Source organism: Streptomyces sp. NBC_00005 (assembly GCF_045160215.1).
GTDB lineage: Bacteria > Actinomycetota > Actinomycetes > Streptomycetales > Streptomycetaceae > Streptomyces.
On sequence record NZ_CP108316.1, the window covers coordinates 2,105,880 to 2,120,544 of the forward strand.

General features: G+C 70.3%; 9 protein-coding genes. All 9 read right to left on the minus strand.

What is annotated here, in order from left to right; all coding sequences use genetic code 11:
• Positions 1-42: 42 nt before the first annotated feature.
• Entirely contained in the window at positions 43-1,107 is a 1,065-nt protein-coding gene (locus tag OG303_RS10125) for an N-acetylglucosamine kinase (protein WP_405867010.1), read from the minus strand.
• Entirely contained in the window at positions 1,100-2,386 is a 1,287-nt protein-coding gene (locus tag OG303_RS10130; protein ID WP_405867012.1) for a 6-phospho-beta-glucosidase, read from the minus strand. Before OG303_RS10130 ends, OG303_RS10125 begins: the two co-directional genes overlap by 8 nt.
• A 33-nt stretch (positions 2,387-2,419) precedes the next feature.
• Positions 2,420-3,265: a carbohydrate ABC transporter permease gene (locus tag OG303_RS10135; protein ID WP_405867014.1), complete on the minus strand. Its 846-nt coding sequence runs from the start codon at positions 3,263-3,265 to the stop codon at positions 2,420-2,422.
• Between the two features lie 14 nt (positions 3,266-3,279).
• Entirely contained in the window at positions 3,280-4,278 is a 999-nt protein-coding gene (locus OG303_RS10140; RefSeq protein WP_405867016.1) for a carbohydrate ABC transporter permease, read from the minus strand.
• A gap of 2 nt (positions 4,279-4,280) precedes the next feature.
• Positions 4,281-5,603, minus strand: coding sequence for an ABC transporter substrate-binding protein (locus OG303_RS10145; protein ID WP_405867018.1), 1,323 nt, complete (start codon positions 5,601-5,603; stop codon positions 4,281-4,283).
• Positions 5,604-5,752: 149 nt separating this feature from the next.
• Complete coding sequence (locus OG303_RS10150) at positions 5,753-6,970, minus strand: ROK family transcriptional regulator (protein WP_405867020.1); 1,218 nt, start codon at positions 6,968-6,970, stop codon at positions 5,753-5,755.
• A 410-nt stretch (positions 6,971-7,380) separates the two neighbouring features.
• A complete protein-coding gene (locus OG303_RS10155) occupies positions 7,381-9,573 on the minus strand; it encodes an MMPL family transporter (protein ID WP_405867022.1) in 2,193 nt (730 codons plus the stop codon).
• Between the two features lie 207 nt (positions 9,574-9,780).
• Positions 9,781-10,599, minus strand: a complete 819-nt coding sequence (locus OG303_RS10160; protein ID WP_405867024.1) for a DUF817 domain-containing protein — start codon at positions 10,597-10,599, stop codon at positions 9,781-9,783.
• A gap of 126 nt (positions 10,600-10,725) precedes the next feature.
• A complete protein-coding gene (locus tag OG303_RS10165) occupies positions 10,726-14,472 on the minus strand; it encodes a helix-turn-helix domain-containing protein (RefSeq protein ID WP_405867026.1) in 3,747 nt (1,248 codons plus the stop codon).
• Positions 14,473-14,665 lie beyond the last annotated feature (193 nt).

Consider the following 14,665-nt stretch of genomic DNA (forward strand, 5'->3'; position numbering starts at 1 on the left):
GACTAAGCCCGCTCCAAAAATCGTCTATCTAATTATTCTATATTAACTGATAGGGCGGGAGTGGCCCACCTGGCGATCCGCATCCGCATCCGCATCCGCCGGTGCGTCATGGTGAACGGTCGACGGCGGTCGCATCCCCGCGATCGTCCTGCGCAGGCGCTGTCGTACGTCCGCCGGAGCGCCCGTCGCGTGCAGCGCCGCGGCGACCGCGCCCGCCACCGGGGGCACGTCGAGTACGCGGGACTCGGCCCACGGGGCCTCGGCGGCCAGCCGGTCGCGGATGTGGTCGTGCAGCATGACCTGCCCGTTCTGGAGTGTGCCGCCGCCCAGCACGACCGGCGTCGGCGTCCGCAGCAGGCGCAGCCGGCGCAGCAGCGCGATCACCATGGCGACGATCTCGTCACCGAGGCGGACCACGATGCCCCGCGCCACCGCGTCGCCGTCGGCCGCGGTGGCGAACACCAACGGGGCGAGCCCGTGGAGGGCCACGACAGGTATCTCCCCCTTACTGACGGCGAGCGCGACGGCCTCCACGGACGGAAGACCGAAGTGGCCCGGCAGCTCCCGCCGCAGCCCGGTGGCCGGACCGCGCCCGTCGCCCGCGCGCACCGCGGCGCCCAGCCCGGCGCGGGCGACGGCGAGACCGCCGCCCCAGTCGCCCGTGATGTCGCCGAGCGAGAGGAAGCGGGCCGAGCGGCCCTGTGGATGGACCGCGGCCGCGTTGATGCCGGCGCCGGAGACCACCGCCACGCCCCAGCCTTCGGGTGCGCCGGCCTGCAGTACGGCGAGCGTGTCGTTGTGCACGAGGACGCGTTCGGCCACCCCCAGCTGCGCGAGGCCACTCAACGCCGAGCGTTCCTGGGCCCGTTGGTCGACATTGGCGAGGAAGTACGCGCCGACGGCGACCGGGGTTCCGGCCTGCAGTCCGGCCGTCGACAGCGCCCGGCGCCCCAGGTGCGCGAGGCGTTCGGTGGTGACCTGCATGCCCTCCCGATGCGGACGGGTGCCGTCGCCGCGCACCCACGCCAGCAGACGGCCCTCGGTGTCGGCGAGGACGAGGTCGGTCTTGGAGTTCCCGCCGTCCACCCCCACCACGAGGTCAGGCATCGGCTGCCTCGCGGTCGAAGAACCGGGGCAGGTGGCCGCGGTTGGCCTCCAGCAGTGCGTCCAGCAGCGGTTCGGCGCGATCCCACTGGCGTACGAGCGGGTTGGCGATGAGCGCGCGCCGCGCCACCGTCCGGTCGCCGGTCAGCGCGGCCTCGACGGTGAGGGTCTCGTACGCGGTGACCGCCTGGACGAGGCCGAGCATCTCCGGTGCCAGGGGCGGCACTTGGACCGGGTGCGGTCCCGCGGTGTCCACGTCGGCCGGGACTTCGACGACGGCCTCGTCCCCAAGGCCCGCCAGCACCCCGTTGTTGCGGACGTTCACGTAGTGGTGTGCGCCGTCGCCGGTGAGCAGGCTGGTGACCAGGGCCGCGGCGGCCTCGCTGTAGTACGCGCCGCCCCGCTGCTCCAGCAGCCCGGGTTTGCGGTCCAGGCCGGGGTCCGCGTACAGGGTGAGCAACTCCCTCTCGATGGCGAGGACTTGTTCGGCTCGGCGCGTTGTCCCGGACTGCTGGCTGCGGACCTCGTCGTCCGTGCAGTAGAAGTAGTGGAGGTAGTAGGAGGGGATCGCACCCAGGTCGCGGAGTACCCCGGCGGGGACCCGGGTCTGCGCGGCGAGTTCGTCCAGCGCGTCGCCGCTCAGCAGCTCCGGCAGGCGGTCGACTCCGTCGACGGTGACCGAGCGGATCCAGGACAGGTGGTTCAGGCCGGCGTGGCCGAGCCGGACCCGGTCGGGGTCGGTGCCGAGCCGTGCGGCCAGCCGGCGCTGGAACTTGATCGCCACGTTGCACAGGCCCACCGCGCGATGCCCGGCGTCCAGCAGCGCCCGGGTGACGATGCCGACCGGGTTGGTGAAGTCGACGATCCAGGCGCCGGGTCGAGCCCTGCGTCGTACCTCCTCGGCGATGTCGAGCACCACCGGCACCGTGCGCAGGGCCTTGGCGAAGCCTCCGGGGCCGGTGGTCTCCTGGCCGAGCAGGCCGAAGCGGTTCGGCAGGGTCTCGTCGACCAACCGGGCGGCCTGTCCGCCCACACGGAGCTGGACGAGCACCGCGGCGGCCGCCTCCACCGCCGCGGAGAGGTCGGTCGTGGTGGTCAGCCGGCCGGGGAAGCCGTGCCGGGCGAGGATACGGCGGGACAGCGCGCCGATCACGCGCAGCCGCTCGGGATCGATGTCGTGCAGGACGAGTTCGTCGACCGGCAGCACGTCCGCGCGCCGGGCGAAGCCCTCGATCAGTTCGGGCGTGTAGGTGCTGCCACCGCCGACAACGGTGATCTTCATCGTGCTCCCAGGAATGTGTGCGGGCGCGGGTGTTCAGCCCTTGACGCCGGTCAGCGCGATGCCCTCGACGAAGACCTTCTGCGCCAGGAAGAACAGCACCAGGACGGGCAGCAGGAACATCAGCGAGGCCGCCATCTGCAACTCGTAGGCGTTCTGGTGCCCGTTCTTGGCGAGCTGGCTGAGGGCCACCGCGAGGGTCTGGCCGGTGTCGCTGTTCCCCGTATAGAGCAGCGGGTTGTAGAAGTCGTTCCAGGCGTAGAGGAACGCGAAGAGGCCCACGGCGGCGATGGCCGGCTTGGCCATGGGGATCAACACCCGCCACAGGATGCGCAGTTCGCCCGCGCCGTCGACCCGGGCCGCCTCGGTGAACTCGTCAGGGATGGTGAGGAAGAACTGGCGCAGCAGGAAGATGCTGAACGCGTCGCCGAAGAAGGACGGAACGATGAGCGGCTTGAGGGTGCCCACCCAGCCGATGTGCGCGTACATCACGTACAGGGGCAGGCTGGTGACCTGGGCCGGAATCATCATCGCAGCGAGGACGACCAGGAAGACGCCCTCCCGACCGCGCCACCGGAGCCGGGCGAGCGCGTAGGCCACGGGCACCGAGGAGACGACGACGCCGATCGTGGAAAGTCCGGCGTACAGCATGGTGTTGAGCAGGTCCCGGCCGAACGGCATGGCCGAGAAGACCTTGCGGAAGTTGCCGAACTCCCAGGGCGAGGGCCACAGCGAGCCGGTGCCGGCCTGGTGCTGGGTCATGAACGCGGTGAGCACACCGATGGTCAGGGGGAGAAGGAAGCACAGCGCTATGGCTACGGCGGGGGCGTGCTCGGCGAGCACGTACAACGCGCGTCGCCCGAACCGGGGTTGACGCTTCATCAGGTTCAGGGTGCTCATCGGCCACCGCCCGCGTGGTGCACGAAGCGGCGCGAGGCGCGGATGAACACCACGGTCGCCGCGAAGATGACGAGGAACAGCAGCCAGGCCATGGCCGAGGCGTAGCCGGTCTTGAAGTAGGCGAAGCCCTGGCGGTACAGCTCCGTGGAGTAGAAGAGGAGCGAGTTGGCGGGGTAGCCGATCAGGTCGTTGCTGGAGGAGGTCGCGTTCGCGGAGCTGGACGCGACGAACGCCTCGGTGAAGTACTGGAAGGTGTAGATCATCCCGGTCAGCAGCGCGAAGAAGATCACCGGGGAGATCGCCGGGAGGGTGACGCTGCGGAACTTCTGCAGCGCGTTCGCGCCGTCGAGTTCGGCGGCCTCGTACAACTCCCTTGGTACGTCCAGCATCGCGGCGGAGAAGATGACCATCACGTTGCCGCTGGCCCACAGGGCCATCAGGACGAGGCTGGGCTTCGACCAGGCGGGGTCCGAGAACCAGCCGGGGCCGTTGACGCCTACCAGGTCGAGCAGCCGGTTGAGCGGGCCAACCGGGTTGAGCAGCACGATGAATGACAGCGCGGCGGCGACGACCGGCACCATCGACGGCAGGAAGAACAGCGTGCGGTACACCGCCCTGCCGCGCTTGACGCGGATGATCACCCACGCGGTGAGCATGGCCCACGCGGTGCGCAGCGGCACCATGACGGCGACCATCCACAGCGTGTTGCGTACGGCGACCCAGAAGGTGTCGGACTGGCTGAACAGGGTGCGGTAGTTGCGCAGTCCGACGAACTGCACCGGCCGGTAGGAGCCGGCCTGGAAGTCGGTGAGCGAGTAGTAGAGCGTGGCGGCCACCGGGTAGAGCACGAAGACGCAGAACCCGATGACGAACGGGGACAGGAAGGCGAGTACGACCCACCAGCGGGCCCTGCTCGGACGGCGCCGCCCGCCCCGGGCAGGGCGCGTGCGCACCGTGCCCGGGGGGTCGCCGACGGGGGCGAGGACGGACGTCATCCCTACTGCCCGCTCTCGGAGTTGAGGTCGTCTATTTTCTTCCCGACCCCCGCGAGGCCGCTCGCGACGTTCTTCACCTTGCCCTGCTCGTACTCGAGCAGGAACGCGCGCCAGGTGTCCATGTCCTCGACGCCGGCCGGGGTGACCGCCTTGTAGGAGGAGTGCGGGTTCTCGAAGATGTCGACGAACGGCTTCCAGTGCGGATCGTTCCGCTTGTCCCAGGCCTTGAGCGCGGCGAACGTCGTCGGGATGTTGTAGACCGTGTCGGCGAGGGTGTTGAGGAACGTGGTGTCGGTGGTGAGCTGCTGGAGCGCGAAGAACGCCTCCTGCTTGTGCTGCGAGCCGGCCGACAGATAGGCGACGGTGCCGAGCGTGCTGCCCGCGCCGTAGGTGCCCGAGGATCCGTCCAGGACCGGCATCGGGACCACGCCGTAGTCGAAGTCCTTCTTCGACGTGGCGATTTCACCGACGTGCCATTCGCCGTCGTACTCCATGGCGGCGGCGCCGGTCAGCAGCGGGTTGCCCGCGTCGTCGGCGTGCGGCTGGTACTGGCCGACGAACTTCTGGACGTTCGCCTTGCCGTAGTAGTCGATGAGCTCCTGGTCCCACTTGAGGATCTGCTGCCACTTGGGGTCGGAGGCGAAGGTGGTCTTGCCGTCCTTGCCGTAGAAGTCGGTGCCGCTGTGCGCTCCGACGAAGAGGTACCGGTTGACGTCGAAGTCGGAGCGGGGCATGAAACCGAAGGTCTTGATGGAGCCGTCGGCGTTCTTGACGGTCAACTTCTTCGCGTCGGCGGTCAGTTCGGCGAGCGTGGTGGGCGGCTTGGTGATGCCGGCCGCGGCGAACATCTTCTTGTTGTAGTAGAGCGCGAACGCGTCGGTCAGCAGCGGCAGCGCGCACTGCTTGCTCTGGTAGCGGGTGTAGACGAGCGTCGCGGCCGGGAAGGTCTTGGCCGTGTCGATCTTGGCCGAGGACAGATACGGGCCCAGGTCGGCGACCGTGCCGTTGTAGCAGAACTTCGCCACATTGTCGGGCGTGGAGCTGATGAACACGTCCGGCGGATCACCCGCGGCGACCGCCTTGGCGTAGGCGGCGTCGTCCTTGTTGGGCACGAACTTCACGGTGAGCCACGGGTACTTGGTGTGCAGCCGGCTCAGGGTCGCCTTGAACGCCGCCACCTCGTTGGGCAGGTGGTTGAACGTCCATACGGTGACGGTGGTGGGCGCGTGCGAGGCGCCGGGCGAGATGGCGGACGCGGGCTTCGAGTCGGTGGGCCCGCCGGAGGTACAGCCTGCCAGCAGCACGGCGGCGGCCGTGCCGGCCACCCCTCTGGTGATAAGTTTGAACACTGATCGTCCTCTCTCGGAGATGGCATTCCCTGGGTGACGGATCGGTCGATCGGACCCGGGCGCTGCAACGCACGGAGTCCTCGAGCGGCGGCGCTGTCCTGCAAGACGGCGTCGCCGTTGGTGCATCAGGGCAGAGACGGCTGTGGCTCCGCCGTGGCGGTGGAGGCGGGGGTCGTGGCGGCTGCGAACGCCGCCTCCCTGGCGAGTTCCGCCGCCTTGGTCGTGGTTCCGGTCAGGACCGCGTCCTGACCGAGGTCGGACACGACCACGGGGGGCCGGAAGTCGCTGAAGTCGGCCAGGTGCCGGACGACCGGTTCGAGGAGCAGGTCGCCGTTGGCACCGATGGCGCCGCCCAGCACGATGAGCGCCGGGTCGATCAGGGGCACCACGCAGGCCACCACGTAGGCGAGGCTGCGGGCGGTGTCGTCGACGATCTGCGCCGCGGAAGGGTCTCCCCCGCGGGCGAGTTCGAAGACGCTGCGCGGGCTCCCGTCGCCGGGCAGCCCCAACTCACGTGCGCGTGCGCTGATGTAGCGGGCGCCGAGATGGTCCTGTACGAGGTCCCGGCGCTGTCCCGTCGGCGCGATCATCCGGTCGCTGGGCAGATATCCCGCCTCGCCCGCGACGCCCGTCGCTCCGCGCCTGACCCGGCCGTCGACCACCAGGCCGAGGCCGAGGCCCACCCCGAGGCTCAGCAGGACGAAGTCGTCGGCCTCGGTGCCGCGTCCATGGATGCGCTCGGCCAGCGCCGCCAGGTTCACGTCGTTCTCCAGCAGCAGCGGCACCGGTACGGCACGGCTGAGCGCCTCGCCGAGCCCGCGTCCCGCGTCGGGCAGCCCTGTGGTGTACGAGAGACTGCGCCCGTCCGTACCGACCACCGCGGGCAGTCCCATGACGACCTGGGTGATGTCGTCCAGCGGCAGACCCACCTGTCCGGCCAGGTCGACACAGACACCGAGGATCTGCTCGATGAGGGCGTCGCGTCCTCGGTGACCCTGCTGTTCGGTGCGGACCCGGGCGCGTTCCCGGCCGGTCACGTCCACCACCGCGGCGCGGATCTGCCGGTGTCCGACGTCCACGCCGATCGCGAAGGCGCAGTCGGCATTCACCTGGTAGAGCGCGGGCGCGGGCCCCTTGCGTCCGGTCACCGGGCCCACCTCGACGACCACACCCTGCTCCGTGAGCTGTGCGATCGCGGCGGCCACCGTCGGCCGCGACAGGGTGATCCGCCCGGCCAGGTCAGTGATCGTGATCGGACCGTCCCGGCCGACCGCCTCCAGGACCGCACGACCGTTGAGTGAACGCAACAGCCCTTGCGGGCCTGCGGGATACCGGCGGGCCATGTCGGCCTCACCTCTCCGTCTACTGTAAGAAAGAAAGTTGCTTATTTATACGCCGGTCCATGGTGGGGCACAACCCTGGCCGACCAGGAAAACCGCCGCCCGCCCCGGCCCGTGCAAGGCGTGGGTGGACGGCGGGGACGCGAGAAGGGCTGAACAGCCGCGATGAACAGCCGTGCGGACGTGCCGGGGTGGCCGCTTGGGCGTGGGGGACAACTCCTGTGCGGACGCATACCTGCGCCGCCTCCCGGACAGCGAAAGGCTGACTGAAGGTTCAGCCGAGCATGCCGGACTGACCACTTGCGGTGATCTCGTCCAGATCCAGAAACGGCATCGGCCAAGAGCCTCCGAGCCAAGGTCCGGCTGGTCTGCCGGACCTTGCGGCCCGGCAGACCTGCCTCCTCACGCTGCCGCTAGCCGAGGCGCCCCGACGGATCGGACGCGACCGTGTCCCGGTCCTCACCGGCGAGCGGCTCGGAACCGCCGAGTCCGGCGCCCATGCCGGCCGGCGTTCCCGCCGCCCGGTCTCCGTGTCCCGGCCACCACGCCGCGTGGCCGATCAGCGCGGTGAGGCTCGGGGTGAAGAACATCGCCATCACGAAGGCGGCCACCGCGATACCGAAGGAGACGGCGAAGCCCATCTCCGTGAGCAGCGCGTTGCCCGCCAGCATCATCGTGGCGAAGGTCGCCGCCAGGATGAAGCCCGCGGCGGCCACGGTCGGGCCGGCGTACCTGAGTGCCATGCCGGCAGCCTCACGCGGGCTACGACCCTCTCGGGCCTCCTCGCGCAGCCTGGCGATCATCAGGATGTTGTAGTCGGTGCCGATGGCGACCACGAAGAGATACATGATCACCGGGAGCATGAACATCAGACCCGAGTGTCCCTGCCCCTCCTGGAAGATCCACACGGTGGCGCCCAGAGTGGCGCCGAAGCCGAGGCCCACCGACGCCATCAGATACCAGGGGGCGACCACGCTGCGCAGCAGCAGTCCCAGGATGACCATGATCAGGAGGGCGGCCACGGGGAAGACCGTCCGGTAGTCGTGGTTGACCGCGGTGTTGATGTCCTTGTAGATCGACGACATACCGCCGACGAGGGCTTCGGTGCCGTCGGGGGCGTCCGAGTGCGCGACATCGCGCACCCTGCCCACGGCATCGATCGCCTTGTCCGTCGACGCCTCGTACTTGAGCGTGACGGTGAAGTCGGCGGTCGTGCCGTCCTTGCTCACCTGGGTCATACGGGCGCTCGCGACGCCGTCCACCGCCCCGAGCTTCTGCGCGTACGCGGTGAAGTCGGCCTTGTCCAGCGGCTTGCCGTCGGTGCTGGAGAGGTAGACGTCGGTGGGTGCGGCGGCGCCCGCCGAGTACGCCTTCTGCATCTCGTCCTGGACGACCATCGACTCCTTGGTCTTGGGCATGGAGCCCGATGCCAGGTCGAAGGTGGCCTTGTAGCCGAACGTACCGAGCGACAGGGCGATCAGGACGAGACCGGACGCCACGGCGGCGAGCGCCGGGCGGCGCTGCACACCGCGGCCGAGGGCGGCGAACCGGGCGTTGGCCGGCTCGCGCTGCCACGACTTGGAGGGCCAGAAGACCTTCGGCCCGATGAGCGAGACCACGGCCGGGATCAGGGTCAGGCCCGCGACCAGGGTGGCGGCGACCGCGATGGCGAGCGCCGGGCCCATCTGTTTGAGGAAGCCCAGCGTGGACAGCACCAGCGCGAGGAAGGCGATGATGACCGCCCCGGCGGCCGAGGCGATGGCCTCACCCACCCGGTCCACCGCGTTGACCATGGCCTCCTTGGCCTCGTCGCCGGCCCGCAGGCGTTCGCGGTAACGGAACATCAGGAAGAGGAAGTAGTCCGTGCCCACGCCGAAGAGCACGACGATCAGGATCGACGAGATCGAACTGTTCGCCTGCAGATCGAAGAGCTTCGTGGCGTACGCGATCAGTCCGTTGGCGATGGCGGAGACCAGGCCGATCAGGACCAGTGGCAGCAGGGCCAGGATCGGCGCCCGGAAGATGATCAGCAGAGTCACCAGGATGATCACGAAGGTGCCGATACCGATCAGCGCCTGGCCACGTTGGGACGAATCCTGCTGGTCGAGGGCCTGCGCGGCGGAACCGCCCAGTTTGACGTCGAGGTTCGTGCCCTTGGCCAGCTCCTTGACGTTCTCGCGCAACACCTTTGCCGCGTCGGCCTGTTTGGGCTGGCCGGCGTTCTTGCTGTCCATCTGGACCAGGGTCAGGTCATACCTGCCGTCCTTGGACGGCTGGCCGGGGACGACCTTCTGCACCTGGTCGATTTTCTTCTGGCCCAGCTCGGTGGTGATCCGGGCGACATCCTTCTTGTCGGCGGCGGTCAGCTTGCCGCCGTCGGTGCGCTGGTACAGCGCGATCGCGGACGGGGTGAAGGCGCTGGGGAACGCCCTCTCCTGAAGATCCGCCGCTTTGATGGACTCATAACTCTTGGGCAGGAAACTGCTCTCGTCACTGTTCGAGGGCAGGCTCGGAGCGGTGGCAACGATGGCCACCGCAGCAATCAGCCACGCCACGATCGTCCAGACGGGATGTCGGACGACCGTGGTGCCAATACGTCGGAACATGCGGGGGGTCCTCCTGGGCAGGAAGATCACCGCAGCCCGGGGAGCGGACCCCGGCATCGGCGACCCCGACCGGCCCGCACCAGCGGGCCGGTCGAATGGTTGTCTTGAGCCCGATCGTAGTGACCATGTGCCGAGAACATCATCTGGGTTTCCCGCCGCGGCGAGAGGCGGGATGAGGGCTGGGCGGTGTCGCGCATGCGCTGCACGTCACGCCTGCTGATCGAGCTGGACACCGATGGTGTCGTTTCTGGAGCCCGATCGGCCGACCGCCGCCAGGACGAAGGTGATGCTGATCAGCAGGGACCAGGCACCGAACTTGTCCACTCCGACCGGCTGCCAGCCATGGAGCTGGTAGGGGTAACGCCAGGCGCCCACGTAGGTGGCGAGGTTCTCGGCGACCCAGAGGAAGAAGCCGATCAGGACGAACGACAGGGCCAGCGGCATCCGTCGGCGTACACCGCGCACCGTGTAGCGCACCGAGGTTCCCGCGGTGACGGCCAGGAGCAGCCCGGCCAGCAGCCAGCGCACGTCGGGCAGCCAGTGATGGCTGAAGAAGTTGACGTAGACGGCCGCGGCCACCACCGCCGTCGCCCGCGGGCGGTAGCGGACCAACTCCAGGTCGAACAGGCGCCAGGCCCGGCAGACATAGCTGCCGACGGCCGCGTAGAGGAACCCTCCGTACAGCGGGACGCCCGCGAACTTCAGTACGGCCGGCTCCGGATAGCTCCAGGAACCGAGGGAGACCTTCACCAGCTCGAAGGCCAGGCCGATGACATGGCACAGGGTGATGACGGCGATGTCCCGCCCGTTCTCCCAGCCGCGTCGCCAGAACAGCAGCGTGAGCAGCACCCCGTAGACGACGAGCAGGTCGTAGCGAGCCACCGGGAGATGGGGCAGCGCGGTGGACACCGCCAGCCCGGACAGCAGCGCGATCGCGAAAGCGCAGGCCCGGGCGTGTATCCACGCGAAATCAAGCAGCTGGCGAACCGATGAGGCCAGGGGGCCGGTGATGTTTGTGGTGAGCATGATGCCTGTAGGACGGGCCTGCGCCTTCCTCCGGTTGCCACGCGAACGACGGCGCGTGCCGCCGCGAGACCCGCGGAAACGGTCACGGCGCGGCAGTTGGGGGCGGATGCGTTCCGAAGCCAGGAGTCAGCAGGTCCGCCGATACGGGATGTCCGGGAGGTACGTCGTCCAGTCGGCCCTCGACAGGCCGGAGCCGGCGCGGTCGCAGACCTCGGTGGCCAGGTGGGCCGGGTTCAGGTCGTACGTCTGCACCGGAACGTTCACGCCCGTGGCATACAGGGTGTGGTCGTCGGGGGCGAAGGCCAGGGCGAGCACCCGGTCGCCGGGGGTGGGCAGGGCGGAGCCGAGCGGCCGTGAGGAGGGGACGTCCCACAGCTGCACGGTGCCGTCGGCTCCCGCGACGGCCAGGGTGCTGCCGTCGTGGGAGAAGGCCAGCGCCGTCACCTGCCTTGACGCGTCCGTGGCGGTGTTGTCCAGGACGCCGAGTCGCTTGCGCACCTTGCCGTCCCAGAGGGTGACGCGGCCGAGGACGTCGCCCGCGCTCAGGCGCGTGCCGTCGGGGCTGAAGGCCACGGCGCTGACCAGGTCGTCGCCGAGCACGCGTGGCTCCAGGCGTCCCGTGCGGAGGTCCGCGACCAGCCCCTCCTGGGTCACCAGTCGGTCCCCGTCGGGGCCGATGACCATGCCGACGCCACCGGGCCCGTAGGAGACGGAATCGGCGGGTCGAGCGCTGCGCACGGTCTTCACCCGCTTCGCCCGGCGCATGTCCCAGATCTCGACGGACGGGCGTTCCGTGGCCCGGTACACCAGCAGGGCGCGGCCGTCCTTGTCGAGGGCGAGCCCGTTGACGGCGGGGGAGCCCTCGGCGTCGGACCGGATGCGCACGGTGGCATGCGCGCGCCGGGTCTTGAGATCCCACACCGTGATCGGCAGTTCGTCCGGTGTCCCCTTCCGGTGCCTGACCACATTCCCGCTGCGCGCGAGGTAGCGGCCGTCGGCGGACAGCGCCATGAAGTCGGCGCAGGGCTCCCCCTTCTTGGCCTCCGCGGTGGGGCAGGTGTCTCCCGGAGGCTCGAAGACGACCCGCCCGCTGCGGGTGTCCACGACCTGCGGCCGTCGTGCGCCGTCCCGGTCGAAGAGGCGCACCAGGGTCCTGCCGTCGGCGGAGAGCGCCGCCCCGTCCGCCGTCGCCTCCGCCCACTGCTTCGTCGTCGCTCTGCCGAGGGCCAGCGATCGGACGACGGTCCCGGATCCGTTGAGGTAGCGCACGGCTCCCGTGGCACGGTCGAGGGTGACGTCGCTCCATTCGTCGGCGATCAGCGGCTGCCGCAGGACGGGTGCGTAGGGGTACGCAGCCCGGTACACGAGCAGTTGGCGGGGTCCCGTGGCCACGAGGAACTTGGTGTCCGCGCCGAACCACACCTTGGTCAGCCCGTTCTGTTCGAGGAACAGGGTGCGGTGTCCGGTGCTCAGATCCCACTCGCGGATTCCGTCGCCGGTGACGACCGCGAGCGATCTGTCGTCCGGGGTGAAGGCGAAGGAGTGCTCGGTGCAGTCGCCGGTGCGGACCTTCGCCACCCAGGGAGCGGAGACCGTCCGTCGGTGCTCGATGTCCCAGATCCGCAGGGGATGCCGGCTCGTGCACAGGGCGAGCCATCGGCCGTCCGGGCTGACGGCCAGGGACTGGGTGATGTCGCCGTCCGGTTCGGGGATGCGCAGCACTCGGCGGTCGCTGCGCAGGTCCCAGGCCTGGACGCCGCCCCCGTCCCAGTCGTCGACGACGAGGGTGCGCCCGGTGAAGCTCAAGGGGGTCTCCATCGCGTCCACGCCGGGAAGCGTCCCCGTCACGCGCGCGGTCCGCACGTCCCACAGCTTGATCCCGTCGCTCGCCAGCAGCGCGAGCGTGCGACCGTCCGGACCGACGGCGGCCGGGACGCCGTCCATCAGCTTCCCGGGCCCCGTCGCGGAGAGCGTGAGCCGTCGCGTCCGCACGTCCCAGATCCGGACCCGGTCGGCGGTGACGGACACGACGGATCTGCCGTCCGCCGTCAGCCGGCGTACGTCGTTGCCCGAGCCGTCGAAGCCGTCGTCCGCGCCCGGCACCGCGAACACGTCCTCCTCGCGCTGCGCCATCGCCCCGATCAGCGCCGACCGCGTCTCCGTGGTGTCGGCCAGCCGGGCGGCGGCCACACTGAGCCGCATCGCGGTGCGGGGGTCGGAGAAACGCATGCTGTCGGCGACCGCGGCGACGCGGCGGGCCTCGGCCTCCACCCGGCGGCGGTCGCTGGTGCTGCCCTGCTGCCAGGCCACCGCTCCGGCGACGAGGGCGAGGACCAGCAGCGTGACGAGGGCACCGACGAGCCCGCGTCGCCTGCGGCGTTCGCCCTTGCGGGCAGTGCTGCTCGCCGTGAGGAAGGACCGCTCCAGCACGGTGAGCCGGGCCACGGCGAGTTGTTCCTCCGCCGCGGCCAGGCGCGTGCCGCGATACAGGGCGCCCGGGTCGCTGCCGAGCTCGTCCCAGGTGCGGGCCGCCTCGGTCAACCGCCGGTGCACCCGGAGCTGTTCGCGTTCGGCGTCGATCCAGCCGGACAGCCGGGGCCAGGCGGTGATCAGTGCCTCGTGGGCGAGGTCGACGGTGTCGTGGTCGAGGGTGATCAGCCGCGCGCGGGCCAGCCGGTCCAGGACCAGGGCGACGTCGGCCGTGTCCACGGAGGCGGGCGCGAAGTCGAGTTCGGAGCGGTCGACCGGGCGGCGGGTGTCCTGGGATCCCTCGCCGGGGGTGATCAGCCGGAGCAGGACGAGGCGGGCGAGTTCCGCGTGTTCGGCGGAGAGCCCCGCGTACACCTCCTCGGCGGTCTGGGCGATGGCGCCGTGGACGCCGCCCGCGGCCTCGTACGCCTCCTCGGTCAGCGCCCGGCCGCGGCGGCGCCGCCAGGTCTCGCGCAGCACGTGCGACAGCAGCGGGAGGCCGCCGGGTTCGTCCGCCATCTCCTCGACGAGGCGGGCGGTCAGCGTGCGTTCGACGATGAACCCGGCCGTCTGGGCCGGTTTGACGATCACCTCGCGCAGTTCGGCCGGATCCATCGGACCGACCAGCAGGCCGGCCTCCCCCAACGCGTCCGCCAGACCCCGGTGTTCGGCGCACCGGCCGTAGAAGTCGGCGCGTACGGCGATGACGACCCGCAGCCGGGCCGTCGGCTCCCGCGCGGCGAGCAGCAGATCGATGAACGCGCGGCGCTCGGCCGCGTCCCGGCAGAGGGTGAAGACCTCCTCGAACTGGTCGACGACGACCAGGGTTTCACCCGTTTCCGCCGGTTCCAGTACGGCGGCGTGCGTACGGGCCGGATGCTCGCCCGGGGTGAGGACGCGGATCGCGGCCAGCTCGCGCTCGGCGCGCAGCGCGGGGATCAGTCCGGCGCGCAGGAGGGAGGACTTGCCGCTGCCGGAGGGTCCGAAGACCGCGGTGAACCGGTGGTCGTGGACCCGTTGGAGCAGGGCGTCGACGAGCCGGTCGCGTCCGAAGTACCGGTCGTGGTCGTCCGGTTCGAAGCGGGCCAGACCCTGGTAGGGCGGCTCGGCGTCGTCGTCCTCGCGGGCGGCGGCATCGCGGACTTCCCGGTCCGCCTCCTGCCACCGCTTCTCCCACTCCTCCTCGTCGCCACCGCAGGCCCGGACGTAGGCCAGGGCCACCTGGAGCGAGGGGAGCTGTTCTCCGGCGGCGGCCTGGGAGAGCGCGGTCACCGAGTAGTGGGCCCGGCGGGCGAGTTCGCGGTAGGTGATGCCGCCGGCCTCCCCGCGCAGCTTGCGCAGTTCGTAGGCGAACCCGGGCACCGGCCCGGCTGCAGGATCGACAGGAGTCTCCCGACGGCCCATGTCCGCTCCGTCTCCCCCGCTTCCGCCTGTCCCCTCGCGACACAGGCGCCTGTTCGACCGCCGCCACCCTAGGGAACCGTCCGGACCGCCCGCAAGCCGCTCCCGCGCCGACGACCAGGCACTTTCGGTTTGTTCAGAGTGGCGTGCGGTGGCTGCTGAACAACGCGCCGGCCGCTGAACTCGTTGTCGCGGG